This is a genomic window from Streptomyces sp. NPDC090021, assembly GCF_044748225.1.
In the GTDB taxonomy this organism is placed as follows: Bacteria; Actinomycetota; Actinomycetes; order Streptomycetales; family Streptomycetaceae; genus Streptomyces.
On sequence record NZ_JBIVFO010000027.1, the window covers coordinates 35553 to 62310 of the forward strand.

The 26758-nt window shown below is 71.1% G+C and carries 21 protein-coding genes and 2 pseudogenes; 6 read left to right on the forward strand and 17 right to left on the reverse strand.

From position 1 onward, the window contains the following. Positions 1–222 precede the first annotated feature (222 nt). Positions 223–2454 carry a transglycosylase domain-containing protein gene (locus tag ACIPXC_RS21985; protein WP_401620740.1) on the forward strand — a complete coding sequence of 744 codons (2232 nt, stop codon included), beginning with the start codon at positions 223–225 and terminating at the stop codon, positions 2452–2454. 110 nt (positions 2455–2564) lie between these two features. On the opposite strand, the pseudogene ACIPXC_RS21990 reads toward ACIPXC_RS21985, so the two are convergent. Beyond that, a pseudogene (locus ACIPXC_RS21990) lies at positions 2565–2837 on the reverse strand (leucine zipper domain-containing protein); the annotation flags it as partial. Positions 2838–3098: 261 nt separating this feature from the next. Here ACIPXC_RS21990 and ACIPXC_RS21995 point away from each other — a divergent pair. Both ACIPXC_RS21995 and ACIPXC_RS22000 read left to right on the forward strand, forming a co-directional pair. Continuing rightward, complete coding sequence (locus tag ACIPXC_RS21995; protein ID WP_401620742.1) at positions 3099–4904, forward strand: hypothetical protein; 1806 nt, start codon at positions 3099–3101, stop codon at positions 4902–4904. Positions 4905–4951: 47 nt separating this feature from the next. Next, a pseudogene (locus ACIPXC_RS22000) lies at positions 4952–5711 on the forward strand (IS5 family transposase); the annotation flags it as partial. Positions 5712–6282: 571 nt separating this feature from the next. Here the strand turns inward: ACIPXC_RS22000 and ACIPXC_RS22005 are convergent. After that, positions 6283–6483: a helix-turn-helix domain-containing protein gene (locus tag ACIPXC_RS22005; protein ID WP_401620745.1), complete on the reverse strand. Its 201-nt coding sequence runs from the start codon at positions 6481–6483 to the stop codon at positions 6283–6285. A gap of 195 nt (positions 6484–6678) precedes the next feature. Continuing rightward, positions 6679–8355, reverse strand: a complete 1677-nt coding sequence (locus ACIPXC_RS22010; RefSeq protein WP_401620748.1) for a hypothetical protein — start codon at positions 8353–8355, stop codon at positions 6679–6681. 232 nt (positions 8356–8587) lie between these two features. On the opposite strand from ACIPXC_RS22010, the gene ACIPXC_RS22015 reads away from it, so the two are divergent. Next, the gene (locus ACIPXC_RS22015; RefSeq protein ID WP_401620751.1) at positions 8588–9034 is read left to right on the forward strand and encodes an ATP-binding protein; all 447 of its coding nucleotides are present in this window, start codon (positions 8588–8590) and stop codon (positions 9032–9034) included. Between the two features lie 73 nt (positions 9035–9107). Here the strand turns inward: ACIPXC_RS22015 and ACIPXC_RS22020 are convergent, their stop codons facing one another. The 13 genes from ACIPXC_RS22020 to ACIPXC_RS22080 all read right to left on the reverse strand — a co-directional run bounded on the left by ACIPXC_RS22020 (position 9108) and on the right by ACIPXC_RS22080 (position 22870). After that, entirely contained in the window at positions 9108–10778 is a 1671-nt protein-coding gene (locus ACIPXC_RS22020) for a discoidin domain-containing protein (RefSeq protein ID WP_401620754.1), read from the reverse strand. Then, entirely contained in the window at positions 10775–11305 is a 531-nt protein-coding gene (locus ACIPXC_RS22025; protein WP_401620757.1) for a phage tail protein, read from the reverse strand. The genes ACIPXC_RS22020 and ACIPXC_RS22025 overlap by 4 nt, the downstream gene beginning before the upstream one ends. Continuing rightward, positions 11302–13263, reverse strand: a complete 1962-nt coding sequence (locus ACIPXC_RS22030; protein WP_401620760.1) for a putative baseplate assembly protein — start codon at positions 13261–13263, stop codon at positions 11302–11304. The genes ACIPXC_RS22025 and ACIPXC_RS22030 overlap by 4 nt, the downstream gene beginning before the upstream one ends. Then, on the reverse strand, positions 13263–13682 hold the full coding sequence (locus ACIPXC_RS22035) for a GPW/gp25 family protein (RefSeq protein WP_401620763.1): 420 nt from the start codon (positions 13680–13682) through the stop codon (positions 13263–13265). The genes ACIPXC_RS22030 and ACIPXC_RS22035 overlap by 1 nt, the downstream gene beginning before the upstream one ends. Before the next feature lie 9 nt (positions 13683–13691). Further along, positions 13692–15605, reverse strand: a complete 1914-nt coding sequence (locus tag ACIPXC_RS22040) for a VgrG-related protein (protein ID WP_401620765.1) — start codon at positions 15603–15605, stop codon at positions 13692–13694. Positions 15606–15697: 92 nt separating this feature from the next. Continuing rightward, positions 15698–16426, reverse strand: coding sequence for a hypothetical protein (locus ACIPXC_RS22045; protein WP_401620768.1), 729 nt, complete (start codon positions 16424–16426; stop codon positions 15698–15700). A gap of 9 nt (positions 16427–16435) precedes the next feature. Beyond that, entirely contained in the window at positions 16436–16903 is a 468-nt protein-coding gene (locus tag ACIPXC_RS22050) for a phage tail protein (protein WP_401620770.1), read from the reverse strand. A gap of 35 nt (positions 16904–16938) precedes the next feature. Next, entirely contained in the window at positions 16939–17394 is a 456-nt protein-coding gene (locus ACIPXC_RS22055; protein WP_401620773.1) for a phage tail protein, read from the reverse strand. A 9-nt stretch (positions 17395–17403) separates the two neighbouring features. Then, complete coding sequence (locus tag ACIPXC_RS22060; protein WP_401620775.1) at positions 17404–20190, reverse strand: DUF4157 domain-containing protein; 2787 nt, start codon at positions 20188–20190, stop codon at positions 17404–17406. Positions 20191–20265: 75 nt separating this feature from the next. Continuing rightward, entirely contained in the window at positions 20266–20427 is a 162-nt protein-coding gene (locus tag ACIPXC_RS22065) for a DUF6760 family protein (protein WP_401620935.1), read from the reverse strand. After that, positions 20421–20807: a hypothetical protein gene (locus ACIPXC_RS22070; RefSeq protein ID WP_401620778.1), complete on the reverse strand. Its 387-nt coding sequence runs from the start codon at positions 20805–20807 to the stop codon at positions 20421–20423. Before ACIPXC_RS22070 ends, ACIPXC_RS22065 begins: the two co-directional genes overlap by 7 nt. Further along, a complete protein-coding gene (locus ACIPXC_RS22075; protein ID WP_401620781.1) occupies positions 20804–21256 on the reverse strand; it encodes a phage tail protein in 453 nt (150 codons plus the stop codon). The genes ACIPXC_RS22070 and ACIPXC_RS22075 overlap by 4 nt, the downstream gene beginning before the upstream one ends. A gap of 99 nt (positions 21257–21355) precedes the next feature. Next, entirely contained in the window at positions 21356–22870 is a 1515-nt protein-coding gene (locus tag ACIPXC_RS22080) for a phage tail sheath family protein (protein ID WP_401620784.1), read from the reverse strand. 158 nt (positions 22871–23028) lie between these two features. Between ACIPXC_RS22080 and ACIPXC_RS22085 the strand changes: the two genes are divergently transcribed. Together ACIPXC_RS22085 and ACIPXC_RS22090 are read left to right on the forward strand one after the other, a co-directional pair. Next, positions 23029–23625 carry a Pvc16 family protein gene (locus ACIPXC_RS22085; RefSeq protein WP_401620787.1) on the forward strand — a complete coding sequence of 199 codons (597 nt, stop codon included), beginning with the start codon at positions 23029–23031 and terminating at the stop codon, positions 23623–23625. After that, positions 23622–25214, forward strand: coding sequence for a hypothetical protein (locus ACIPXC_RS22090; RefSeq protein WP_401620790.1), 1593 nt, complete (start codon positions 23622–23624; stop codon positions 25212–25214). The genes ACIPXC_RS22085 and ACIPXC_RS22090 overlap by 4 nt, the downstream gene beginning before the upstream one ends. Before the next feature lie 224 nt (positions 25215–25438). On the opposite strand, the gene ACIPXC_RS22095 is transcribed toward ACIPXC_RS22090, so the two are convergent. Continuing rightward, a complete protein-coding gene (locus ACIPXC_RS22095) occupies positions 25439–26344 on the reverse strand; it encodes a C40 family peptidase (RefSeq protein WP_401620792.1) in 906 nt (301 codons plus the stop codon). Positions 26345–26758: the final 414 nt, after the last annotated feature.

The following is a 26758-nucleotide window of genomic DNA, read 5'->3' on the forward strand; positions in this document are numbered from 1 at the left end:
CCGGATCCTGAGCAGACGGCACCCGGGCCCGTCGTGGCCCCGCCGACCTCCTCCTCGTACGGCGCCGGCGGTCCCGCAGCGATGGGTCCGTACCGGTCCGAAGGTGGTCCCGGGTACGCAGAGCCCACGGCTCATGCCGAGGGGCCTACCACCGTGCGTCGCGGATCGCTGCGCCGCCGGGTCCGCGTAACAGGCACCCCCCCTTCGGGGTGGCGGCGGTTCGTGCCGCGGCCCCGGGTGCTGCTGCTGACGGCCCTCGGCGGTGCCGCGCTGACCGCGGCACTGTTCACTTCCGCCTACCTGCTGGTGGACGTGCCCGACCCGAACAAGCGGGCCATCTCCCAGGCGAACACGTGGCTGTACAGGGACGGCACTCCGATCGCCCGTACCGGGGAGGTGAACCGCACTGTGGTGCCCCTTTCGCGGATCTCGCTGGCCGCGCAGCAGGCGACGCTCGCCGCCGAACACCGGAGCTTCTACGAGGACCCCGCCTTCTCCGTCACCGGCATGGGCCGGGCGCTGCTGGCCAACCTCTCCGGAGGAGCAACGCAGGGGGGGTCGACCATCACGCAGCAGTACGTGAAGAACTACTACCTGACGCAGGAGCGGACCCTCACACGCAAGTTCCGGGAGCTTTTCATCGCGCTCAAGGTAGACCGGAGCATGTCCAAGCAAGAGGTGCTGACGGGCTACCTCAACACCAGCTACTACGGGCGGGGCGCCTACGGGATCGACGCGGCGGCGAGGGCCTACTACGGCATCAACGCGGCTGATCTCGACGCCGCTCAGGGCGCCTATCTGGCCACCCTGCTCAACGCCCCCAGCCGCTTCGACGTGAAGCAGTCACCGGAGTACCGGGAGCAGGCACTGGCCCGCTGGAACTGGATCCTGGACGGCATGGTCGGGAAGGGCTGGTTGCCCAAGACCGAGCGGGACGGGATGGCCTTCCCCGAGCCCAAGGAACCGCAGGCGACGCCCGGGCTCCAGGGGCAGGCCGGCTACCTGGTCGACGCGGCACGGACCGCACTGGTCACGTCGGGGGCGGCCACCGAGGCCGATCTGGCAGCCGGCGGCTGGACGATCAGAACCACGTTCGACAAGAACCGGCAGGACGACCTTGTCAAGGCGGTCGACACGCAGCTGCGAGACCGGCTGCGACCAGAACAGCGCAACGCCGACACCGGCGTGCGGGCCGGTGCCGCGTCCATCGACAACAAGACCGGCGAGGTGATCGCCTTGTACGGCGGCCCCGACTACCTGAAGCAGTTCGTCAACGACGCGATCCGCCGCGACGTGCAGGCCGGTTCCACGTTCAAACCGTTCGCGCTGGCCGCCGCCCTGGAGAATGATGCGAAGACCTCCGATGGGCGCCGCATCCGGCCCGGCACTCGCTACGACGGCGACGACGGGCACAAGGTGACCCGCTCAGGGTACGCACCCGGTAACGAGGGGGGCCGCAGCTACGGCAGCATCACCCTCCGCTCGGCCATGGCCCGTTCGGTCAACTCGGTGTACGCGCAGCTCGGCGAGGACGCCGGGTTGTCGGCGGTGCGTGACGCCGCGGTGGCGGCGGGCGTGCCCGCCGAAACGCCCGACCTGTCGGCGACCCCGTCCCTGCCCCTCGGTGTGGCGTCGCCCAACGCGGTGGAACTGGCCGGCTCCTACGCGACCTTCGCCAACCACGGGACGCACCGAGCTCCCCGGATGATCGAATCCCTGGAACACGTCGGCGAAAAGCGGAAGTTGCCCGAGCCGAAGTCCGATCGCGCGTTCGACGAGGAGACGGCGGACACCGTCACGGACGTGCTGCGCGGGGTCGTGGACGACCCAGGCGGTTCGGGATCCGCCGCACGGGCCCTGGGCCGTCCGGCGGCCGGCAAGACCGGCACCACGAACGAGCGCAAGTCCGTGTGGTTCGTCGGCTACACGCCGCAGATCACGACGTCGGTGGGGGTCTTCCGGGAGGACCCCGAGACCCACGCCCGCATGCCGGTGGCCGGCATCGGCGGCTTGCAGCACGTCGGCGGCGGTACGTACCCAGCAAGGATCTGGACGGCGTACACGAAGGCGGCGCTGAAGGGGCAGCCGGTGGAGCGCTTCGCGGAGGTCCAGCGGGACACCGGAGGCGCCCCGGCCGTTCCGAGCGGTCCCACCACCGAGCCGCAGTGGGACGGCGACTCCACGCCCCCTCCCTCCCCCACCCTCCCGGCGGACCCGTCCACGGAAGCCCCCCCGAACACCCCCACCGGGCCGGCCCTCACACCGGACCCCTTGGACCTCGGCACGGATCCGTCAGCCCCGTCCCCGACCCCGACGGACCCCGCCCGGCCATGGCCCGGCCGGAGCACTCCTGCTCCGGGGCCGGACGATCCGACCCTCCCGGGGGACTCATCCGGAGGTCCCGGAGACGGACAAGTGGACGAGACCGCTCCACCCACTTTCCGGCTGACCTGACACAGCAGGTCTATTGCCCTCTGGGGTTGGGGACGCGGCTGGCGGGTGGCTTGCCTGCGAGCGCGGCTGTCCGCGGTGGTGATTGCAGGAGTGCAGCTCCTGGCCTGGACCAGGTGCAGCAGGTAGGCGATGCGGGCCAGGCCCCAGCGGCGCAGCACGGTGGATCTTGATGATCGGGCGTTCGGTGCGGGTCGGGGTGCGGCGTGGGCCGGGGTGCGGGCGGGCGGAACGGTCGCTCCTACCCGCCTCGCCGGAACCGCCGGTAGCGGTCGGCCCAGCGCTGGGCGGTGGCGGGTGAGACCTGGAAGCGTTCCGGCGCGCCGAAGGGGCCAGTTGTCCTCGACCACACAGCGGACCAGGCGCAGCCGTCCGGTCTCCGTCAGGGGGCATCACGGTGGGAACGAGGGCCGTTCTGGTCGCCGGTGCAGATCTCGCACTCCACACCAGGCCAGGAGGCCCTCAACCATTTCAAGGCCCTCAGCCGAGACCTTGCTCACCCGTCCCCAACCTCCCGGGACAGAACAATTAGGGCGCCCTTAGGTGGAACACTGGAAAGATTTTGCCTCAACCGGTGGAAAATTGCCATCGCATTCGCCCACCAAGGTCGAGCGTATTTCCCTCTCACCCTCAGGAACGGAACACAGATGGATCAGCAGCAGTTCGTTTCACTCATGGCCTACCTCAAGGAGTACCATGGAGATGCCGAAATCGACGAGATTCGGACGCGCATAGCCGTGTGCCTCAGCTGGGAAACGTGGCCGGGTTACGAGGAATCGACGCTCCTCGACACCTTCCACGCCGGCCTCACGCAGGCCGGTGGAAACGACGCCGTGTACGGCTATTTCGCCCGGGAAGTCCTTCGGATCGGTGGGCAGATCGGCGACGCGCGTCCCGTAGACGCGACCGATCTCAGGGCCTTCCTGGAGCACCTGGAATGGGCCACGCACAAGGACCCCACCCCCGTCATCGACGACGCGGACCCCAGGCAGCGCCTGTATTTCAAGCTCACCGGGACCGGTGAGGTCGATTCCTGGTTCGATCGCGACCCGGACCTGGAGCTGCGGCAGCAGAAGTCGGCTCAGGCCGCCACCGAACGGGCGGCTGCGGGCAAGGCTCCGGTCAAGGTCACCGTGCCGACGCTGGCTGCCGAGGTCGGTCACAACGAACTCCGGAAGATGGTTGGCAACTGCTCCCCGGCCTCCGACGCCGCCGAAAAAATCCTCTACTTCGACATCAAGGACGCAGACCGTCGAGCTGTCAAGGTGCAGTCCGTCGATCCCGAGGCGCGAGGCCGAAAGGGCTGGCACCTTGTCCGCAATGGCGAGCAGGTGCCGACGGGCAAGTACGGATGGGTGATGGACGAGGCGGCCAATCTCTTCCTCTTCCCCGAGACCACGGGGATATGCCTCACGTTCGGAAGCGACGGCACGTGCAGCGACCCTCAGGTCAACGGACTCGTGAAGAGCTGGACCGAGGGGACAGGCCTGAGCTTCGCCAATTACGGCAACATGCTGAAGATGCAGAGCGCGCTCAGCGGGCACGGATGGGAGGCCAAGCTGCGCCACTCCTCCAACGTTCAGGGCCGTCCGGTCATCGGTGCCGGAATCGTGCATGTCGTGGCGGAGGAATCCGCGTGCGCGACCGAAGTGCATGCGGGTGAGGTGTACTACTCACGAACCTGCAAGGACGGCAGGGTGGAGTACCTGCTGGAGTCCGAGTTTCCCCGGCTGCGCGCTCGGAAGCCTCAGGAGTACGCCACGCCCGAGGAGGAAACGTTCATCGAGAGCTTCATCCGCGGGGACCGCGAGACGGACGCCGTCGAGGTGAAGGAGACGCTCAAGGGACTCCACGCAGAGCTGCGGAAGCGGCACGCGGAAGCCCTGGAGGGCTGGAACGTCACCACGGCGACCTGCACGCTTCTCGGCAAGGACATCAACAACAACAGTGGTCACTACCATCCTCTCGTCGGAAACCTCGAGAATGCCATCGGCGAGATCAGGAAGCAGGGACTGTTCATGCCGGGCCGTGTGACCGTGAGCTACATGGCGGGTGGGAAGTTCCGGGACGAGAGCGGCAAGGCAGCCCCGCTGAAGGCCACTTCGGTCCGGACGGTGGCGGCGCAGAAGGCCGCGTCGCGCCACGTCGATGAAAGCGGACAGCTGAGCGCCGTCACCACCAACCTGACCGCAAACCAGATCCACCGTCACAACGCGCTCATGGAAGAGGTCCGGCAGGCCAATCTCCAAGGCGGTGAAGGCATCGTCACAAGCGCCGGCACTGCTGAGCCGGACGAGTACGTCAGCGAAGATGAAGAAGAAGGCCCGTACTCCGATCCAGCGGTCGCGGCCCGCAACCTGGCAAGGCAGGAACGGCGGGATGCGAAGCCTGCCAAGGTGGCGGACCCGCACTTCTCCGACTCCGATTCGGAAGAAGAAGTCGACCTCTCCTGACCCAGAGCCTGCCGTCAAAGTGATCTCGGGTTGTGGATCATGGAGTGGTGATTCGTCGCCATGAACGTCCGATGCCGGGTGGGCCCTCATACGCCCGTTGCCGCCCCGGCCTGCGCTGGGGCGGCCCCGGCTGGACGACCGGACGGTCCTCAACGGGATTCGTGTGGAAGCTCCGCACCGGCGCCCCCTGGCGGGACGTGCCCGAAAGGTACGGCCCGTGGACCGGCCTCCACACCCGCTTCCGCCGCTGGGCGGCGGACGGCACGTTCGACCGGATGCTCCAGGCGGCACGCGCGAAGGCGGACGCGGCGGGTGTCATCGACTGGCTGGTGTCGGTCGACTCCCCCATCGGCCGTGGCCATCAGCACGCGGCCGGGGCCCGAAAAGGGGGCGCCAAAGCCCGGCCCTCGGCCGGTCCCGAGGCGGACTGACCAGCAAGATCCACCTCGCCTGCGACGCCGCCGGCCGCCCGCTCGCGTTCGTCCTGACCGGCGGGACACCGACGACTGCACGCGGTTCACCGCGGTGATGGACGCCATCCGGGTGCCACGCCTTGGTCCGGGCCGGCCTCGGACCAGGCCTGATCACGTCATCGGCGACAAGGGCTACAGCTCGAAGGCGATCCGCACCTGGCTCCGCCGGCCCGGCATCAGGCACACCATCCCCGAGCGAATCGACCAGGTGCGCAACCACACCCGGAAGGGCAGCCGCTGCGGCCGCCCTCCGGCCTTCGACCAGGAGATCCACAAGCACCGCAACGTCGTGGAACGGTGCTGCAACCGCCTCAAGCAATGGCAAGCAATGGCAAGGTACCGCCACCCACTACGACGGTGAGGAGGGCAGTGCCGTCCCGGTGGTGGTCTGACCCGCGCTACGACTGACTTCTCTGCCTGCGTCTTGATCTGTCGACCGTCGTCCGGGGCGGCGCGCGCTGGCGCCAGGCCGGTGGGTGTGTCCGGATAGGGGCCTTCGCCGCAGGCACCGTCACCGTCCTGAGACCCTGCCGACCCGGCGCTGGTGGGTCCGGGAGGGGCCGGGAGCGGCTCGGGTGCTGGTGACGGTCGCCGTGGCGTGGCAGGTGCCGTTGCAGTTGGGGGCCGGGCAGCCACCGGTGTACGCGGCCATCGTCCGACTGCGCAGCGGGCGGCGGGGACTGTCGATCCGGACCGTGCGCTGGAGGCGGCGCGGGAAGAGATCGCGGCCTATGCCCGGGCGGACTCCCGGCCTGTGGCGGTGGCCCTGCGGCGGCCGTTCCTGCGGATCGCGGACGAGCTGCACGGCGCCCCGCCGGGCACGGTGGCGCGGGGGATCGCGCGGAGAGGCCGTGGCCCGGACGGGGCGTGAACCGGAGCGTGGTGATCGGCGGTGATCGGCGGAGTCAGGAGTTCCGGGGCAGGGTGGTGAGGTGAGCACGGAGCTCGGCCGGGAAGAAGCGGCGGTGACCGCCGACGGTACGGACGCAGGAGATCAGGCCCTGCCGGGCCCAGCGGCTGACGGTCTTGGAGTCGACGCCGAAGAGCTCGGCGACCTGGCCGGGGCTCAGCAGCTTCTCCGGGATGGTGACGGGCGTGGTGCTCATGTGGGTTTCGCTCTCGTGATTGCTCGGAAGATCGTTTCGCGGGCGGGGAAGGCGAACCTCTGTGCCCGCCCCGAGACCGGGACATTCATTACGTTATTGGTGGATAGTCCAGGTGTTGTCCCCCGGCTGGGCGAATCGGTGGGGGACCTTGCGGTCCCCCACTACCCGCCCGCGCCGTCGGCCTTCGCAGAGTGCTCAGTCGCAAGGGGTGAGGGACAGCGCCTCCAGGGCGAGCGACCGGCCGGTGGTGCCGAGGTGGATGCGGGCTCCCCTGACCCGGGGCTGCCAGCCGACGGCCTGCACGTGGGCGCGACCGGCCAGGGTACCGATTCCGCTCCACAACTCGATCGCTTCGAGGCGCAGGGCCCGCCCGGTGGTACCGACCTCGCCCGTCGCGCCGTCCGGGATCCGCGTCCACGGTTGCCAGCCCAGGTCGCGGACGTGGGCTCGCGCCCACAGGTCGCCGATGCCGGTCGGCGACAGGCGCAGGGCCTCGATCGGCCGACTCTGTCCGACCGTGCCCACTCCCGAGCCGTCCGCTCCGGCGGACGGCTGCCAGCCGGTACCTGCGAGGTGTGCCTGGTAGCGGATGCCTCGGCCCGGCGTGGGAGTGTCGGACTCCGGATCACCGCAGGCGTTCTGCCGGGGGACGTCGTTGAGGGTGACGACGGCGCGTTGCAGGGCGCCCGCCGGCACGCCGGCGCCGTTCTGGTTGACGTCGTCGGTCATCACCACGTTGAACTGGTCCACTGCCGGGTGCTGCCGCCAGGGACCGGTGAGCTGTGTGAGCAGGCGGGCGTTGAGGCCGTGGGCGAGGTTGAGCATGTGGGCGTCGGCCACTTCGCGTGGTATCGCGCCGATGGCGGCGCCCCACTGGGCGAGCACGGCGCCGGGCACGGTGATGTCCGGGGTGACGATCGAGCTGAGGGAGAACAGGCCGGGTGAGCGGGTGGCTTGCGGCCAGTTGAGCGCGCGGTCGTTGAGGATCAGCGTCGACTCGTAGGTACGGGCGGCGGCTCCCGCGCCGTCGAAGAGGGCGCCGAGATAGTCATACCAGGACAGGGAGGCATGGGCGTAGCTGCCGCGGTCGTCGGAGTCGGAGGTGGGCCACAGCAGGTCGTACTGGTCGGGCCGGCCGTCGGCCATGATCACGATGTTTCGGCCGTCCGCGACGAAACGTCCGTAGGGCGTCTGCGGGCCGTAGGCCGACCGGCCCGCGACGCGCTCACGGCCCAGGGCCTCCAACAGCAGGTCGGCGGCCTCGCCGGGGGCGGTATGCCGCTCGGCAGTCGGTGCGGCGACCGCAAGTCGGAGGACGACCACCTCGGTGGGGTGGGTACGCAGCCAGTCGGCGATGTCGGCGACCTCGCCGCGTCGTCCGTCCGCGTCGAAGAAGAGCGAGCCGAGCGGCGCACCGTGGTACGTGTGCCAGCGCCCCCCCTCTTTGCAGAGACGCAGGTCGAGCACCCTGCTGCCGCCGTCGAGCTGGGCGGTGAGGGAACCGCTCTGGGTGCGGGCCATGCTCGCGGCCACCGCCGGGTAGAGGCGTGCCACGTCGTAGGTGTCGCCTGCGGTGCAGAGTCCGCTGCCGGGCCGGATGCTCCAGCTGCCCGCGTCGTGGCTGCCCGGCATGGCGATGGCGTTCAGGGGACGGTCGCGGAGCTGGTGGGCACGCTCCCCCATCCACCGTTCGAGACCGGCCGACGGCGTCGCCGACGCGTCCGATGCGGCGGGGCGGGGGGACGCGGGGGCCGAGTGGGCGGCTGGCTGGCGGGCAGCCAGGGCCTCGGCGGCAGGGGCCAGGGCGAGGGCCGCGGCGAGGCAGCCGACGAGAAGGGAAGGCGGTGTGGAGCGGAGTCGGCCGGAGCGCATGCTGCCTCCTGGGGCGGGTGGGCGTGGCGCCGGACCGGGTCGGGCCGGTCCGTCCGGGCCACCAGTTTCGCTGCTTTACATGTCCACGCCAAGCCTCCGGAGGCCACCTTCATCCGAACCGGAGGACGGCAAGCCCCGCCACCCGGCCCCGCCGATCGGGTGATCCAGGTCACGCCGGATTCCGCTGGACTGGAATCACCACGACGCAACGCACACGAGGCAGGTAGACACCATGGACTCCGCTCGCTCCGACCGCTGTACGATCCGGGTCGAATCGGCTCCGTACGACACCATCACGCACGCCACCCGGGAGGCCCTGAACCGGTCCATGACGGAGCGCGGCTGGATCAACGCCTCACGACCCGACTCCCCCGCGTACGACAGCGCGCTGCTGGTGGCGACGGAGCTGGTCGTCAACGCCTGCCGGCACGCGGACGGTCCCGAGGAGGTGCGGCTGATCTGGGAGGGTACGGATCTGACCATCGAGGTCGACGACACGGCACCCGGCCGGCCCTGCCCGCGCGCGGTTGCCGAGCGCGGCGAGACCGGCGGCTTCGGCATGGCGATCATCGCGGACCTGTCGGAGGACTGGGGCGTGCGTGTCGCCCCCGAGGGCCGCGGCAAGACGGTGTACGCGCGGCTGGCCTGCCGCGAGGGGAGGGCCACGGTGGCCGCGTGACCGGGGCGCCGCGCGGTCCGCGGGCCCGCCGTTCCGGCACACCGCGGCCGGGACGGGTTGGACGGGGAAACGGTCACCAGGGCAGGTAGCCCCGGGTGGTCGTGAAGAACTCGATCTCGCGGATGGCGGTGTCCTCGGCGCGGTTCGACGAGTAGTCGTCGACCACACGGATCTTCAGGCTCTTCGTCCTCATCTGCGTCTTCAGCTTCAGCGACTGCTGCTCGGGGGTGTCCCGCAGCCGTACGTCCTCCGACCGGCCGTCCGGATATCCGATCCGCAGCGTCCGCGGCCGGTTCTCCATCCTGAAGTCCTTCCCGCCGTTCAGCACCACCAGGTGCGTGATGTCCACAGGATGCTCGAACTCCACGGTGAGCTCGGGGTCCCTGGACGAGCCGGGGAAGACCCATGGGGTGTCGATCACGCCGTCCAGCGCGTTCCAGGACTCCTGGCCGGGCAGCTGGGTGTTGGCACCGATCTTCACCGGGTGCACCGGTGCGAAGTCCGGGCTGAAAGTCGACTCGGCGCGCTTCTGCACCTCCTCCGCGCGGGTGGTCACCTCGGCCCTGAAGGGCGGGTGGATGGCGAAGAGGGTGGTCAGGGTCAGCAGTACGACGCTGCCGACCAGACGCATCGGTCCGACCACCGTGGCCAGGCACAGCGGGCGCTTGTCCTTCACTCCGGGCTGGCCGGGACGCTTGCCCGCCTCCAGGACCACCGGGACGCGCCGCAGCCGATCGGACCAACGCCGGCGAGCGGGCGCCGGGCCGACGGCCTCCGCCTCATCGAGTGCACAGCCGCAGCGCGAACAGAAGTTGCGTGCGCCGGCGTTGTACTCGCCGCAGTCGGGGCACTGCACGTCACCCGGCCGGGCGGTTCTGGTGGGGCGGATACGCTGCGCGGGCGCGCGGCGGGGAGCGGCCTCACCCGGAGCCACCAGGCCCGGCTCATCCAGGGGTTCCGCGCAACGGTCGGGGGCCGCGTCACCGTCGTCCGAGCCTCCGGGAGGGGTATCACCCGCCTCGTCGGCACCTTCCGCTTCACAAGCCGCCTCCGCTTCCCGGGCAGTGGCTGCCGCACTGGCCAGCCAGGCTTCGAAGTCCTCCTCCTCCTCCTCCTCCTCCTCCTCCTCCTCCCCGTGCAGCAGGGCCTGGGCCCTGGCCATCAGATCGTCTTCCGGTATGTGCTCGTCCTCGGCCGGTTCGGGATGGCCGGTGGCCGGGGCGCTCGCGTGGGATGGTTTGACGAGCCGGTCAGTCGGCGGACCGACCAGCGCGCCGACGGGGCCGAAGGGCGCGGCCGTGCCGGGCGGACCGCCTGGGCTCAGAGGCCCGGGCGCGCCCATCCCGGGCAGGCCGCCCATCCCCGGCGGAGTCCCCATGCCCGGAGGGCCACCCACCCCCGGAGGGCCACCCATGCCCGGAGGCCGGCCCATGCCCGGAGGGCCACCCATCCCCGGAGGCCGGCCCATGCCCGGAGGGCCACCGCTGCTCGGCAGGCCGCTACCGGCCGGCCCGGTGCGGCCCGGGAGGGCATTCCGGCCGCCCACATCGACGTAGAGGCCGCGCTGGGCACGCAGCAGCGGATTCTCCAGCGGTCGCACGGTGGCGCTTTCGGCCTCCTGGTGGAGGTCGTCGCCGAGTTCGATGCGGTCCCGGTTGCCGGTCCATTCGAGGAAGGACCCACAGGAACCGCAGAACCTGTCCGTGGCGATGTTGTGGAAGCCGCACTTTCGGCAGGTGGTCATTCCGCCACCTCGATCCGGCAGGCGACGTGCGCGGGCATGATCGAGGCGAGGAGGGAGCGCACGGCGGCCCGGCGGTAGGCTGCGTGCCCGGGTAGCCGGACACACACCTCGGGCGACCGCGGGGCGACCGCGCAGCCGCCCGCGGTGTCAGAGGCGTACACACCGCCGGATTCGGTCATCGTGACGCCCCGCCCGGCGGCGATCGCCAGCTCGGCGCGGAGGGCGTCGGTGGTGCCTCGGGCCGCGAACAGAGGAGCGGCGTCCCGTACCGCCCGCCGCCGGTTGCGGTCGTCGGTATTCTCGTCCAGATCCGTGCCGAGCCAGCCCGCCAGCCATGGCAGGAAGTCGGACGGGGTCAGCAGCGGGTCGAGGTACGCGTCGAGCGAGTCCAACACGGCGATCGCCGGGGCCAGCACGTCGTCCAGGCCCGCCGTGAACCGCTGGGCGAAGTCGTCCTCCTGGTAGACGGCAGGCAGGAGGCTGCCGATCGGATAGGGGCTGACCAGGCCCGGAACCGGTCCCCTCACCACGGCTCCCCCTCCACCAGGACCTGGTGCTCGTACGAGAACACCAGGCTGTCTCGGTCGAGCACCACCCGGTCGGTCTCGGCACCGCGCGCACCCGTCAGCGGGTTGGCGCCGAACAGACGGACCTCCTCGACCAGGCCGACGCCGTCGACGCCCTGGAGCACCGCGTACAGGTCTCCCGCCTGCACCGGGCGGCCGAAGGGCCAGCCGTCCCCGCGCGATCCCCCGGTAATCGGGTCGAGGTAGTGGTAGAGCGCGGCGAGGGCGTCCTGGGTCACCCGGGCGGGGTTGGCCCGGTGAGCAGAGCGAAGCCGGGCCACCACGGTGACGCCGCGGTACAGCGGAGGTTCCACCAGCACGGTGGTCCCGGCCAGGCGGGCCCGGTCGAGCCGTTCGGTGACGGCGCGCAACGTGGTCTGCGAGGGCTTCAGGTCGGCGAAACGGGGGGCGCCCCCGCGGTCCGGCAGCGCAGGCACCACCAGGACCTTGACCGTGCCCGGCGGAAGGTCGGCCTCGGAGCCGGCCACACAGCGCACCCTCGCCAGCTCCGGGGCGCTCTCCCGGGTCAGGGCTTCGAAGTCCTCCGCGGTGACGGCGCGCCCGCGGGAGTGGAGCAGGAAGGGGGCGCGGGCTTTGGCCTCCTCCACGGTCTCGCCGTCCACGCCGCCGGTGGCGGGCTGAAGGTTCTCCACCTCGGCGATGAAGGGGATGGAGGTCCGCAGGGTCTGCACGGCGCCCTTGCCGACGTTGCCGTGCCGGCCGCCGCCGGTGGCGTAGCGGCGCAGCCGAACGTGCGCGTCCTTCGGCGGGACGGCACCGTACTGCCGCACGCCGCCGTCGCGCTCGCGGACGAGCGGGCCGAAGGCGATCGTTCCGTCGGTACTGTCCAGGACGTAGTGGGGGTCGTCGGCGGTGCTGTCGGCGAAGTGCTCGACGCGGGTCCACTCGGTCCAGCCTTTGTCGCCGCCGACCTCCAGGACCGGCGGCAGGCCTGCGGTGAGGACGGGGGCACGGGAGGCGGTGAACCGCTGGTTGGCGGTTCCGTCGGAGACGCCGAGATCGTCGTCCTCCACGACCTCGGCGTGCACGGCGTCCACGGTACCGCCGACGACGCAGGCGGCGAGGGCGTCGATCACGGGCGAGCTGCTGTACGCGGCGGCCCCCTCCTCCGGGTCGACGACGCGTCCGCGCAGCCAGCCTGCCCGGCGGCCGTCGAGGACGCTCGTCCGATGCCCGGGGGGAACGGCCATGACGACGGCGCCGGAGCGGTTGAGTCCGCCGGTGGTGTCGGCATGCACGGCGCATGGCCGCCAGTCGTCCCCGTCCCACGCCTCCCAGATCAGCGGGGGGCGCTCGGGGTCGACGCCGACGCCCCTGATGCCGCAGACGAAGTCGAGGCTGACCATGGCGCGCGGAGCTGCCTCCGTGAGGCCGACGAAGAGGCAGTCGCCGGGCAGGGGGGCACCGTCGCCGAAGGCGGGGAAGCCGACGCCCAGGCGGTGCTGCTCGTCCCGGGCCAGCAGGGTGTTCCCGGTGGCGTCCTTGGTCATCAGGTGTTGCAGGCAGGCCGGTGGCAGCTGGAGGTCGGTCAGGGTAGCGAACACGACCGACATCTCGGTCTCGGTGCGCAGGGTCGCGGCAGAGGTGCCGGCGGGTACGTGGAGGGTGGTTGCGGCCGGGGCGGAGAGCCAGAAGGTCACGGGGAGCCGGGCCGGGGTGGGCGGCAGCAGGCGGGTTCCGAGCAGATCCAGGAACTTCACGTACAGCCGGTCGGGAACCTTGTTGAGGCGGAACAGGAGCTGGTCGGTCATGAAGGCGAACGTCTCGATGAGGGTGACGCCGGGATCGGAGACGTTGTGATCGGTCCATTCCGGGCAGCGCCGCATCACCATGCGCTTGGCGTCGTCGACGAGGTCCTGGAAGCGGCGGTCGTCGAGGTTGGGGGCCGGCAGGGCCATCAGTAGTCGCCTTCCTCGTCGGGGATGCTGTAGAAGGGGAAGACCAGGTTGCGGCGGTCGTTGGTGGCCTTCACCTGGTAGTCGATGTCGATGTAGAGCAGGCTGGGGTCCTCCGTGTCGGGCGTGACCCGTACGGCCCGGACGTCGATGCGGGGTTCCCAGGCGATGAGCGCCGAGCGGACCTCGTGGGAAAGCATCGCGGTGGTGCGGGTGTCGGTGTCCCGGTAGACGTAGTCGCGCAGGCGGCAGCCGAAGCCGGGGCGCATGGGGCGTTCGCCCGGATAGGTGGCCAGGATCAGGGTCATGGCCTGTTCCAGTTCGACCTCTCGGCGGACGAGGTTGATGCCGCCTGCGGCGTTCACCCCGAGGGGGAAGGCCCATCCGGCTCCGATGAAGTCGTCGGTCGTGGCGTGCGGCATCGGGTCCTCCTAGTTCAGCTCGATGGGGGTGCCGGTGATCTTCACTCGCCGGCCGTCGATGGTGAGGTCTCCACCGCTGTGCAGTTCCAGGCGGCGGCCGGCCTTGACGGAGACGGTGCCTCCGGTGAGGGCCACCGAGCCCTGGTCCCCGGCGTCCACCTCGATCGCACCCCCGTCCGGACAGCTGAGAAGAATGCGTCCCTTTCCGCCGACAGCGCCGCTCCGGCGGCAGGTCAGCGTGACCTCGCCGGCCTTGTGATCGATGCGTAGGGCCAAGTCCTCGTTCGCGTCGCCGAGGACGACGGCCGACTCGCGCGGCGCCGCCGAGCCCGGCGGGCTGTCGTCGAGGAAGGCGAGTTTGATACCGGTGGGCGAGACGAGGCCGCGGCGGACGACCGCGTGGGTCGCTGCTCCGGACTTGCGCACCGGTGGGGTACCGAGCGTGTACGCGCTGTGGTCGTTGAGGAGGCCGCCGAGGACGTAGGGGCGGCGCATGTCACCGCATTCGAAGCCGACCAGGACCTCGTCACCGGGCTCGGGCAGGAACAAGGCGCCGCTGCGGCGGCCGGCACCAGGCTGGACGACCCGGGCCCAATCGGTGACGAAGTCGGGGTCGAGCAGGGGCAGGGACACCCGGACCCGGCCTCGGGAGGTCGGGTCGCCGACGTCGGTGACGATGCCGCAGAGGAGCCCGTCCGGGACGCCGGAGGTGGTGTGGGGAGCGCCGCTGGAGGCGAGGCCGAGGAGGGACCGGTCCTGTCGACCGCTGACCCAGAACCGGGTGCGGTAGCCGCCCTCGTCGTCGCAGAAGACGTGACGGGCGTTGGTGACGGTCCAGGTGCCGCGGAACGAGCGGGGCACGTTGCTGACCGTGACCTTGCGCCCGGCCTGGATGGCGGGGTCGCCCAACGCGTGACCCTCGGCTTCGGCGAAGGCGCTGGCGAGTCGTTCGGCGGCTGCCGCAGCGGCCTGGTCGGCGGCCAGGGAGCGGTTGGCGCCCGAGCCCACCGGGCGGTTCGCGACGACCTGGGGAGCAGCCCCGGCGGCGCCCACCGGGCCACCCGCGAAGGCGCCGGCGAGTTCCTGCACGTCCGTCTCGTCCAGTTCGGCGGTGCCGCTGGCGAGCGGCGCACGTCCGACGACGACGGTGGCGGTCGCCGGATTCCAGGTGCGGACCTCGACCCGGGGAGCGAGTTCGGCGCCGGTGATCCTCGGCAGGAAAGTCAGCAGGTTGTCCCGGAACTCCAGTTGTGGCTGTCCGGGCGCGAGCCCGGGGCGTACGGGACCGGGAGCGGGCACGGTGGCCTTGCGGAAGTAGAAGGAACCTTCCTCGACGCCGGTTTCGTAGCCGATCTCGCGGGCCCGCTCTTGGAGGAAGTCCCAGTCTGTCTGGGCTACTTGAGGCATGTGGGCGTGGACGATGCGGGTGTGGTCGATGCGGCCGACGGGGATCCGGGCCTGCCGGGCGATGTCCGTCGCGATGTCGCTGTCCGTCTTGTTGAGGTGCGCGCGGGTACGGCGGGCGCGCTGGAGGCGGTGGGTGCGTTCGTAGCCGCGGATCACGGTGTGGATGGACAGGCCCTCGCAGACGGCCTCGACGGCGGTGACCTCGCCGCTGATGAGGTGGGTGGCGACGGGATCCCCGGCGGCGCCGGCCTCGATCTTCACAGGGGTACCCATGGCGAGGCCGGCCTCGTCGGCGACGGTGCCGTCCTCGTCGAGGAAAGTGATCTCGAACATGCCGGGGAGGTGGACGTGGGTGTCCACGATCACGCGGATGATCTGGCTCTCGGCCTGCGGGGGGAGCGGCAGCTGCCCGGTGCCCACCGTGACGAGGGCACGCACGCTGACGGGGCCCTGTACCAGGTTCGTCGACGGCGCCATGGCCGGGGAAAAGTCGCCGGCCGGGCTGGTTCCGGGCATGGGTCACGCCTTTCGTACGGATCAGGTTCGGCAAGGTGCCGTGGCTCTTTCGCGCGAGGCGGTGGGGAGGGGCGGGGCGGCGGGCACGGGGGCTAGGCAGGGCGTCGGGTGCCCAGTTCATCGGGTCCGGGCAGGAACAGGGTGCGACCGGGCTTGACGCGCAGCGGGTCGTCGATGCCGTTGGCGTCGGCGAGCTCGCGCCACCGGGCACTCGCGCCGTAGGTGGTGCGAGCCACGGTGACCACGTCTTCGCCCTCGGTCAGGGTGTGGCCGCGGCGGTCGGGCAGGCCGCCGGACGTGGGGTTGGTGGGCAGCGTGCCCAGCAGGCTCGGCTGCTCGTGCAGGGTGATGGACACCTTCGCCCGGATCGGTGTGCCCATGCGGTTGAAGCGGGTGTAAGTGACGCTGGCGTTCTTGACGACGACGCTGTAGAGGAAACCGAGTTCCGGTGGCCCCCAGACGAACGAGACCACCGGTAGGCGGTTGGTCCAGTTCCATCTGCCCTGGGTGCGCTGGGCGACGGCGGCGGCGACGGTCTGTCCGACGGATCCGGCGCTCGGGCTCATCCAGTTGAACAGCTGGTCGCACAGCGGCTTGGTCTCCAGGCCGCTGAACACGATGTCCGACAGGACGATCTTGAGAGGTTCGGCCTTCTTGAACACCTCCCGGGTGGAGCCGCCGGGCCGGGCGCCGTTCCGGGAGGAGCTGCCGAAAGACGAGAAGTGGGCGTCCCGGGAGATCTGGATCTTCTCCGGGTTGAAGTCGAAGGGCACGGCGCCGGGCATCGGCGGCTCGGTGCAGACCAGTACGGCCACGGACACGGTGTGCTCCTACAGGAAGCCTTGGTGGGCGAGTTCGAGCGTCTCCAGTGACACCTTGGTGTTGTCGGCGTCGAGGTCGGGACCCTTCCAGTTCCTCGGGTAGACATTGCGCAGCGTCCAGGAGGCGACCCGCTGGCCGTGCGCGTCCCTCAGCTCGATCACGGCCGAACTACCCTCGTAGCCGGTGGCGGTGTCACTGCTGTACCAGCAGCTGGTGACCTGCCGCAGCCAGGCCTGGACCTTCGCGGAGTCCTCCAGGCTCATGGCGCGCTGGAGTGTGACGGTGCCGTATTTCAGGCGCTTGGGCAGCAGGACGACGTGCTCGTAGTTGCCGCCGGACTCGACCTCCTCGTGTTCGAACTGGACGCCGATACCCTTGCAGGAACTCCAGTTGCCCAGACCGATGCCGTCGACGCTCACGCTGAAACGTGCGTTCAGTCCCAGCATGGCGCGTTCCTGGATGGTCTCGCGCGTCATGTCGTGTCCTTCCGTCTCATGGCGGGGCCCGGGGGTCAAGCCTTGGGGGCGGGGTCGTTGAGGAAGCCCATGTGCATGAGTTCCAGGGTCTCCAGGGCAACCTTGCTCTGCCCGGCCTCCAGGCCCGCGATGGACCACTTGGTGGGCAGGATCTGGCGCAGCGTCCACGAGATGACGGGCTTGCCGGACGGGTCCATCAGCGTGATGCTGCCGCTCGTGGGCTTGCTGGCGAAGGAGTTACTGGAGAGCCACTCCTGGACGGCGGGCGAGTCGGAGCAGGCGGCCCGAGTCAGCTTGACCGGGGTGTACTCCGTGAAGCCGGGAAAATACCAGCGGTCGTTCCCCGCGTCGCCGGCACGGTAGTCTGCCATCTTCCACTGGACGTCGAGTCCCTGGACCTGTGACCAGCTACCAAGGTCGATCTTGCCTTCGTCCACCTTCACGGAGAACCGGTTGGCGAGGGCCAGTGTGGCGTCGGACTTGAGAGCCATGTCGTTCCCTTATCTGAGGTCGGTCAGCCGCCCGGAGCGTTCGCGGTCGACCAGCAGTTCCTGCCGGAGCCGGGTGCGGATGTGCCCGTAGAGCCGGCCGGCGAGCCTTTCGAGGTAGATGTCGTCGTCGAGGTGGGGCGGTGCGGAAGGGTCCGCGGACGCCGTCTCCGCTCCGGCCGCCGCCGTCGGTGGCCCGAGCGTGCCGTCCCGGTCACCGTCGTCGTGAGCAGGGTCTTCGGCGAAAGCTCCGGCGCGGCCGGTCCGGACCTCATCCACGTGCTGGAGCAGGGACGCGAGCGGCCACGGCAGGGACGGCCAGACGCCGTCCTGCGGTGTACTCGCGGAACCGGTCCCGGGGCCTTCCGGCCCGGTGTCCCCATCCTGCCGCCCGGGCGGGTTTGCGGACCGCAACCGCGAGGTTTGGGGAACCTTGGCGGTGGGGGGCACGGGCGGTTCCCCGGCAGCGGTGGTCCGGCCATCGGCGGCCGCACCGACGTCGTCGGGGGTGAGTTCGCCCTCGGTGTCCGCCCAGTCGCCCACATCGGCGTCGAACCGCGCCTCCACGTCCGATGCGGCGCCGGGCGGGGCGGACCGGCCGCCGGCGAAGAAGCGGCGGATGGCCTGGCGGCGCCTCCGGTCCAAGTCGACGCCGAAGGGGGTGGTCAGGGCGCGGGTGAAGACCAGGCCGGCCTCGCCGCGCCAGCCGGTGCCGTCGTCCTCGTCCTCGTCGTCCGTCGCCTGGACCAGAGCGCCGTGGGCCACCGCGCGCTCTATCAGGAACTCGACGTCCTCCTGCTGGGCGGGGTCGAGATCGGCAACACCGAGGTGCTTGGCGTCACCGCGGTTGCGGTTGCGGTGGTTGAGCATCGCGATGTAGTCCTCGAGCACCTGCTCGGAGGAGGCGCGCTGCACTCCGTGGACGGGCACCTGGGCGAGGGCGGTGGCGGCGGCCGGGGCGGGGTCCGGCATCTCACCGGCCCGTACCAGACCTGTCTCGGGGGTCCAGACGGCTCCTCGCAAGCCGAGGTCGTCCAGGGAGGCCACGGCACCAGGGCCGGTGTGTTCGCCGTCACGTTCACCGGAGGCCGGTGAGGGCCGCGCGGCTGTGCCGCCGCCGGTCGGGGGGGCCTCGTGCCGCTCGCCGGACGGCCCGGACGCCGGTGGCGCGGGTGTCTCCCTGGCCGGCGCGGGCGCGTCGGCGTACGCGGAGGCCCCGGCACGATGCCGGTTCATTTCTTCCACGAGCTCGCGGACGTCCTCGGGGTCCGGCCCGGCAGCGGTGACGGGCCGGCGGTGTACCAGCGGCTTCGGGGCGCCGGGGTCACCCCGGTAGTAGCGCTCCGCCGACAGGGCCTCCGCTTCGAGGGCCTTGCCGCCGGGCGAGTCCTCGGGCGGCAGGGCGGACCCGTACCGCTTCTGCTGGGCGACGTGGACCAGCTCATGGGCGATCAGACCGCGGATGCGCGGTGTCTCCACCGGACCCTGGCCGTCGGGCAGGAAGACCTGCGCGTCTCGGGCGAAGGCGCGGGCGCCGAGCGATTCCGTAGCGCGGGCGGCACCGGTGCCGCGGTGCAGGGGGGTGTCGGCGAGATCGGTGCCGTGCAGGGCGGAGATCGAGTGGGTCAGGTCGTCGGGGGCACGGTCCGGGCGTTCTCGCCGGGACGACCGGTGGTGCAGGGCAACGGGGTCGGACGGGGCGGCAGCGGCCGGGGGGAGGGACGCCGCCGACGCGTGGGCCGGATCCTGCCGGACCGGCATACCGGGGGTGACGATGATGCCGGTGGGCGGATGGTGCGCCGCTGGGTGGCGGGTCTCCGCTGTCACCGAGGCGGGGGTGGCGGAGGGAGTGGTGTGAGGCAGCGGCATGGGGGCCGGTGCCGGGCTCGGCTCCGGCGGCGGTCGGGTCTCCGCGTCCGGGACGTCGGGCGCGGGGCGGTGGGCGAGCACCGGACCGAGCCCGAGTCGCCGGCTCTCGCCGAGGGTGCGGCGCCGGCGCTGGTGGACGGGCCCGCCCGGCTCGGTGGCCGGGGGCCGCGGGGCGGGACGGGGGGACGGGGTGTCGGGGGCGTCCGGGGGCGACAGGAGCGCGGAGAGGTCGAAACCGGAGCCGACCGGGCCGGCGTTCATCCAGGCCGGCAGGTGGGTGGACTCGGTGGCGGGCCGCGGCTCCCCCACGTACCGCTCCGAGGCGGTGGTCAGCCCGGGACCGGACACGGCCGTGCGTTCGACCACGGCGGGGCGCACCGGCGGTGGGGGTGCGGGCAGCACCGGGGGCGGGGCGGGGGCCTGCGGCATGGCAGGTTCCAGGGCGGCCGGCACCGGGGTGGCGGGCTGCGGCGCGGCCTGCACGACGACGGGCCGGGGCGGGAGCAGCGGCACCAGGGTGGCGAGCCCCTCGACGCGTCCCGCCGGCGCGGCGGGACGGTCTCCGGCCGGGCGGGGGCCGCCCAACATCGCGTCGTGCGGTCGGACCGCGACCGGTGGCCCGGCCGCGGTCAGCGGAGCCGACCCCCGTCCCAGTCCCGATCGCAGCGGTTCCAGCCGCGCCCAGGAACGCTCGCCGGAGTGCCCATCGGCCGGCTGGGTGACCGGCGCGGGCATGGGCGTGCCGTGTCCGGTCGGAGCGGGACCGGGCGTGCCGTCGGCCGGAGCGGGGGTGGCCGGCGCGGTGGCGGTCGGCTCGCCGGCCGGCCTGCTCGCCGGGCCCGGGGACCGGGGAACAACGGCGGCGGTCCGGACACCTTCGGGGTCGGCGGCGTGCGGGCGCTTGCGGCGGAAGGGCCAGCGGTTCTTCATGGGGTGTCTCCGTGAGCGGGTCGCCATGGCGGTCCCGGTGATCCGGTGATCCGGTGGTCGGGGTGGTCCGGTGGGTCAGTCCTCCTGGGAGATCTGACGGTTCGTCTTGCCGATCTCCTCGATGATCCGGGTACGGACCGGGTGTTCCAGGTCCAGGATCTGGTCGAGGGACCAGTGGAGGTAGTACGCCACGTAGGCGACCTCTTCCCAGAGGCGCTCACTGGCGTACGTCAGGATTCCCCCGGGGCATCACCTGACAGGTCCACGGCGAATTCGTGTTCACAGGACGGGCAGGTCACGTCGGCCTGGGTGTGCCCCTGCTGGTTGATCATCTTGTAGAGGTCCTGGAGAAAGGCCAGGTCGGAGGCGAACAGGTGCTCGATGACGTAGCCGGTGACCTCCGGCAGGTCCCCGAGGGAGACCACGGTCCGTTCCAGGAGAAGCACCGTGAGGTAGGCGGGGTTCTGGCGCACCCGGGAATCGGACTGGGGGGAGATCTCGTCGCGGGCCGTGGCGAGGCGCATGACGCCTTCGCGGTGCACGACGCCGTTCTGGTCGACGTATCCGCGCGGCAGGGTGAACGGGTATTCCGTGCGCAGGGCACCGTCGGCGGTCATGCGGACACCCGCTGGATGTGCTCGCACACGAGGGTGACGGTTTCCATCAGGACCTCGGTGGCACCCGCCTTAAGGGAGCCGATCTCCAGCTTGGAGGGCCAGGCGTGGGAGAGGTAGTACCGCGCGACCGGCTGACCGTCGAAGCTGTACATGACCAGCGAACAGCTCTTGCGGGCACCGGTGATGTTGCCGGTGAGGACCGACTGGTGCCAGGCCCACAGCTCCATGCCGCCGGACTTGCCGCGCCTGAGAACGACGGTCGGCGGCTTGGCCTTGCCGGGCAGCTTCTTGAAGATGATCTCCTTGTCGTTGGAGGACAGGTAGTCGACCGGCTCCACCTCGGTGGTAATGCCGGAGAGTTCGGAGAACGAGGCGATCTCGTAGCCGTCGATGGTGATGGAGAACCGCGCCGCTGTGAGCGCGTCGTGCTGGTCGAGTCCTGTCGACATGGGCAGGGCTCCCTTCCTCTTCGTGCTTCGTCGGGGGGCAGGGGCGGAGCGCGCGGTCACACCGCGCGTGTGGTCGCTGGGGCTTGGGTGCGGATGCGGCTACTCGTCCAGGGCGGCGCCATCCGAGTACTGGGAGATGCGGAACACGATGAACTCGGCCGGCTTGACGGCGGCGATGCCGACCTCGACGGTGAGGATTCCCTGGTCACGGGCGTCCGCTGGGTTGTTCTCCTCGTCACACTTGACGTAGAAGGCGTCGTCGGCGGTCCGGCCGTAGAGAGCACCGTCACGCCAGACGCCGCGGAGGAACATGGTGATGGTCCGCTTGACCGAGTCCCAGAGCTTGGGGTCGTTGGGTTCGAACACGACCCAGTTGGTGCCCTGCAGAATCGACTCTTCGACGTAGTTGAAGAGTCGGCGGACGCTGAGGTACCGCCACTCGGGGTCGCTGCTGAGCGTCCGGGCTCCCCACACGCGGATACCCTGGCCGGGGAAGACCCGGATGCAGTTGACGCCGAGTGGGTTGAGGTGGTCATGCTCCCGGCGGGTGATGGCGAGTTCGAGGGCGATGGGGCCGCGCAGCGTCTCGTTCGCCGGGGCCTTGTGGACGCCTCGAGTCTCGTCACTGCGCGCCCACACGCCCGCGACGTGCCCGCTGGGCGGGACCATGCGCGGCTTTCCGGTGGCCGGATCCATGACCTTGAGCCACGGCCAGTAGAGGGCCGCGTACTTGGAGTCGAATCCCGTCTCGGTGACCCGCCAGGCGCGGACCTCGCTGGCGTTCAGGGCGGGCGGGGTGTCGAGGATGGCGATCCGGTCGGACATCAGCTCGGCGTGCGCGATCATCGCCTGCTGGACGGCCCGTACGCCGTCCCGGTCGAGCAGCCCGCGCTCCAGCGCGGACATGACGTCGGGCACGGCCAGCATGGTGACGGCGTCGACGGCCTCCAGCCCGGACAGGCCGGTGCGCTCCAGGGCGTCGCCGACGAAGTGCTGGGGCCCGAAGTCACCGGTGCCCGAGTCGGCGCCGCTCTCCAGAGAAGTGAAGCCCGGTGCGGGAAGGCGGGGCCCGCCCGCGTCTGTGGCACCGGCGGATTCGAGGGTGATGAGCCGCGACTTCCGGCCGATGACGTCGGCCGCGGTGTCGGCAGTCAGGCGATCGTGTGTCTCGGCGGGCCGGCCGTCTCGCAGGACGACCAGCCTGAAGGTGCCGGGGGCGTCCTCGGCACCCACTTCGACCTTCACGCCGAGCGCGTTGCCGGCGGCACCGGGCTGGACGGCGCGGACGGTCCACAGTGGCGTACCGTCGGCGTCGGCGAGGGCCCGGGTGGCGTGGGTCGGCCCGTCGCCGGGTTCCGGCACACGGACCACGTAAGCGCTGCCGCCGCCGTTGAGGAAGTAGGCGTACACGGCATGGGCAAGGAGGCGTCCCTCACTGAACTCGCCGAACAGCTGGCCGAACTGGGTCCAGTTCGTGACGAGGCTCGGCTCGTTCAGGGGGCCCTTCTCGGCGAAGCCGACGAAGGCGGCGACGGCGGTACCGACGCCCTCGATGGGCCTGGAGCCGGAGGAGACCTCCTCCACGTAGACGCCAGGTGACAGGTAGCTGGGCATGGGTCCTCCGGAACGTCGTGGGCGGTGATTCCACCGTCCGCCTGCCCGGCCCGGCGCGACAGGGCGGTACGGCCAACCCCACGGCTCCAGCCGACTACCCGGCCGACTGCCCTTCCGGCCCTCCCCGGAAGGGCAGTCGGGCCCCAGCATCAGTGGGCATGGTCCTTTACGACACCACCGCCTCGTTGCGGCGCTTCCTCGGGTCGGTTCCGGCACCGGCGGACGGCATCGCGGTCTTCGCGGGTCCACCCACGCAGTGGGACACGTTCCGTGCCGTGAACCCGCGCGGTCTGGGGTTGTTCCTGCACGACGTGCGGGAGAGCCCGCTGGGCGTGCCCGGCGACTGGAGCGATGTCCGGAGCGCCGACGGAAGGGTGGTGGCGCGTCGGGCACCGGTGCGCCGGTACGAGCTTTCCTTCGCCCTGTGGGCGTGGGCGGACGACGACCCGATGGACGAATGCGCGCTGCTCAGCGCCGTCCTCGCCGCGGCGTCGGGCCGGCCGTGCCTGCCGGAGTGGTGTATGGAGGGCGCCCCCGCGGAGTACGGTCACCCGCCCCGGCTGCGGGTCGCCCCCGCCGAACGGGTGCCGCGCAGCCCTCTGTGGGAGGTGGCGGGGCTGCCCCCGCGCACCGTACTGGAACTCGTGGTCACCGCCGACCTGTGGCCGGACGCCACGACCGCGACCGATCCGGTGGTCCGCGAGCGCCGCGTCCGACTCGCCGACCGCCGCGCACCCCGTGGAGGCACGCCATGACGACCGAGGCTGAGGCGATCCACTCCGCACTGAAGTCATACAATGCGATCATTGACCGGAACGGGGGATACCAGCCCTGGTGGGAAAGCCTGAACGAGTTCAGACACGTGCTCAGGAGGGACGGGCTGCTGGCCTACTGCCCCGTCACGACGCAACTCACTGGTAGCGCGGACGAACTGCTGGCGGTGGCCACCGAGTCGGGTGGCTTCGTCCTTGAAACGTGCAGGGATCTCCTGTACGTCCCTCAGGCCTCGCTCTCGCGAGAGCGAGACCGCTTCGACGAAATGGTCCGCACGATGGTGCGGCTTACGAACCGGTTCACCGCGGAGCTGGAACAGTGCGGGACGGATGACTTCTGGCAGACGGTAGGGGAGACGGCGAAGACCACCCACCCTACACCGTCGGTACCTGACGCCTTGCAGGACTTTCATGCCGCCTTCGTCACCGTGTGGGCCGGCGCAACTGAGTGCATCCGCGACTTGGGAGGCGTCCCACGGTTCTTCGATGATCTCGAAGAACCGTGGAACGTGGAGGAGCTGCTGGAACCCCACCCGCAGCTGCCCATCTATACCCGCTCCCTCGCGGACAAGATGCTTTCGGATCTGAACCGGATACCGAAAATGGACGCGGCGCCCTCGCGGCCCCGGCCGGCTCTCGATCGACCGCATGCGGCGACCGGAGCCGTGGGCACGGGCACCTCACGCAACCGCGTCCGGCCCGCCGGCCGGACGGGGCGACCGGGCGCCGGGAACACCGCCCGGACCGCCGCCTCAGCCCGGCGCGATGCCGGGAAAGGCGGGGGAACCGATTCGGCTGCCAGACCGACCGGGGGCAGACGTAAGACCGCCCGCGTGTACAGAGACGGTCCGACCGGCGCGGTGGCCGTCTTCAAGGGGGTCCTCAGGTCCCTGAAGCGCGAGGCCCAACTGCTGAGCCCGGAGGAGGAAGAGCACGCCGCGGCTGTGGACGAGATCCACGCATACCTGACGGCTGCGGTCCTGTTGACCCAGTCAGCCACGGACGACACGCCTCTGGCCGAGTACGTCGGCTGGATCCGGAGCCGCTGCCACACGTGGTTCGACACGGACGCGTATGTGGACGGGCTCCGGAACGCCTACAACGACACGACGGCATCCTTCACGCCGCTCGAGAAGGAGGTACGCACCATCAAGGCGCTCCTCCGCACGACGCCTCCCGGCGAGGAATCCGACGCCGGAAACTTCCTGCACTCGATCGACACCCTGAACAGGCGGTTGCAGCGGGCCAACGAGGTGATGGCGGCCGGAATCGTCGAGGCACTTCGGATCGACGGCCTTCCGTTGAGCGCTGTGCGCAGTGGGCATGTCGAGCCGCGCCCCCAGTTGGTGCTGGGGCTCGCCGAACGGTACAAGACGGTGCTCGACTCGTACGCGACGCTGGCGCGGCGAATCGACCGGCTCACCGGCCACACCAGCGCGCCGCGTCTACGCGAGCGTTGCACAGCTTCCCCCGAACTGACGGTGGACTTCTCCGAGTACCGGGGACCGGTCATACAGCCCCTGGTCGCGTACGTGATGAAGGTTCCGAACGTGCCCACTGCCAGGTGGTGATCCGGGGCACGGCCCCAGGTAACGGTGATGGTGCCCCGGCATCGCCGGGCGGAGAGGAATGCCGGCCGGCGGCCTGTGGGCGATGGGCGCCCGGCTGTGTACCTGGCCCTCACCCCACGCGCGTAGGCGATGCCCGAGCGCGACGGCGCCGGCCGCAGACGTAGCGAGGGACGGGCGCACCACCCGACCGGTACACAGCGCGCGTCGGGGGCAACGCCGGTGGGTCACAGCACCCGGACGGCTCCGGTGGGCACGCCACCATGCGACAGGGGGCGCTCCACGACGCCGGTGGACGGGTTCTGCGCTCCGATGAACTTCCCACCGCCGACATAGACGGCGACATGGTGGGCGGAACCCTTGCCACCCCAGTAGAGGATGTCTCCAGGACGAAGCTCACCGAGGCCCACCTCCACACCGGCGGCCGACTGGGCTCCCGATGTGCGAGGCAGGCTTCTGCCGGCCGACTTGAACGCGGCCTGGACCAGGCCGGAGCAGTCCCACGAGTGGGGGCCGGTGCTGCCCATGACGTAGGCGTCGCCGAGCCGGGCCCTGACGAACGCCACGACGGCCGCGCCGGCACCGCTCGCCGCGGCGGCTTCCGGGGCCTGTTTCGGCACCGTCACCGCCGCCCTGTCGCTGCCCGCGGCCGGATTCGCCGTGCGCGCGGAGGCGCCCTCGGTCACCTTCCGGGCGGTGCGGGCGCGTGCCTCGGCCGCGGCGGCCTCGGCCCGGGCCGCTTTTCGAGCGGCGGCCTCACGGTCGGCAGCCTTCCTCGCGGCGGCCTTCGCCTCGGCGTCGGCACGGGCCCGCTCGGTGACCGCCTTGCGCATGAGCTGATCGGCGGTGGCGCGGACCGCCTGCCTCGTCACCTCACTGCTCCGGCCGGCCGGATCCAGGGCGAGGACCGTCCCGGTGTCCCCCGCGTCCGTCGACACCGCCTCGGCGGTCGGTGTTTCAACGGGGTTGAGGATCGCGGCGGCGCCCAGCACACCTCCGGCGACGGTGGCACCGACGCCAAGGGTGGGACGGAGCGAGGACGGCTTGCGGTGCTTGTTCGGGGTCCGGGACCGAGAGGGGGTCCATCGCACTCCGTGCGCGCCCTGCCGGTCCGGGAGACGACGGGATTCCATGCGTATATCTATGCAGTCGTGCGACGACCCCGGAAGGAACGAAGGGGCAGGCGTCAGGGAAGCGATCGGCCGGCCGCTCCCGTGCTTGGGCCCGGGGGCGCGCGGCCGGACACCCGTTCGCACCGCCCAGGTCGCCACCCGCTACCGGCGCCGCCTAGCGTGGCGGTCAGTCGTGGCGGCGCGCGTCCGTACGTGTGCCGTCCTGCCGATCTTGATGACGGGAGGCCCCGGCATGACCATGCGGACCCTGACGAAGACGGCCGTCGCCCTCCTCGCGCTGCTGGGCGGCGCGGCGGGCTGTTCCTCCGAGCGGGCAAGGATCGGCATTGCGGCGCCCGAACGAGTGACGCCGGGAATCTTCGAGGCCTCGCTCACTCCGGACCGCGTCACGGCCGGAGAAGTCGTGCGCATGAC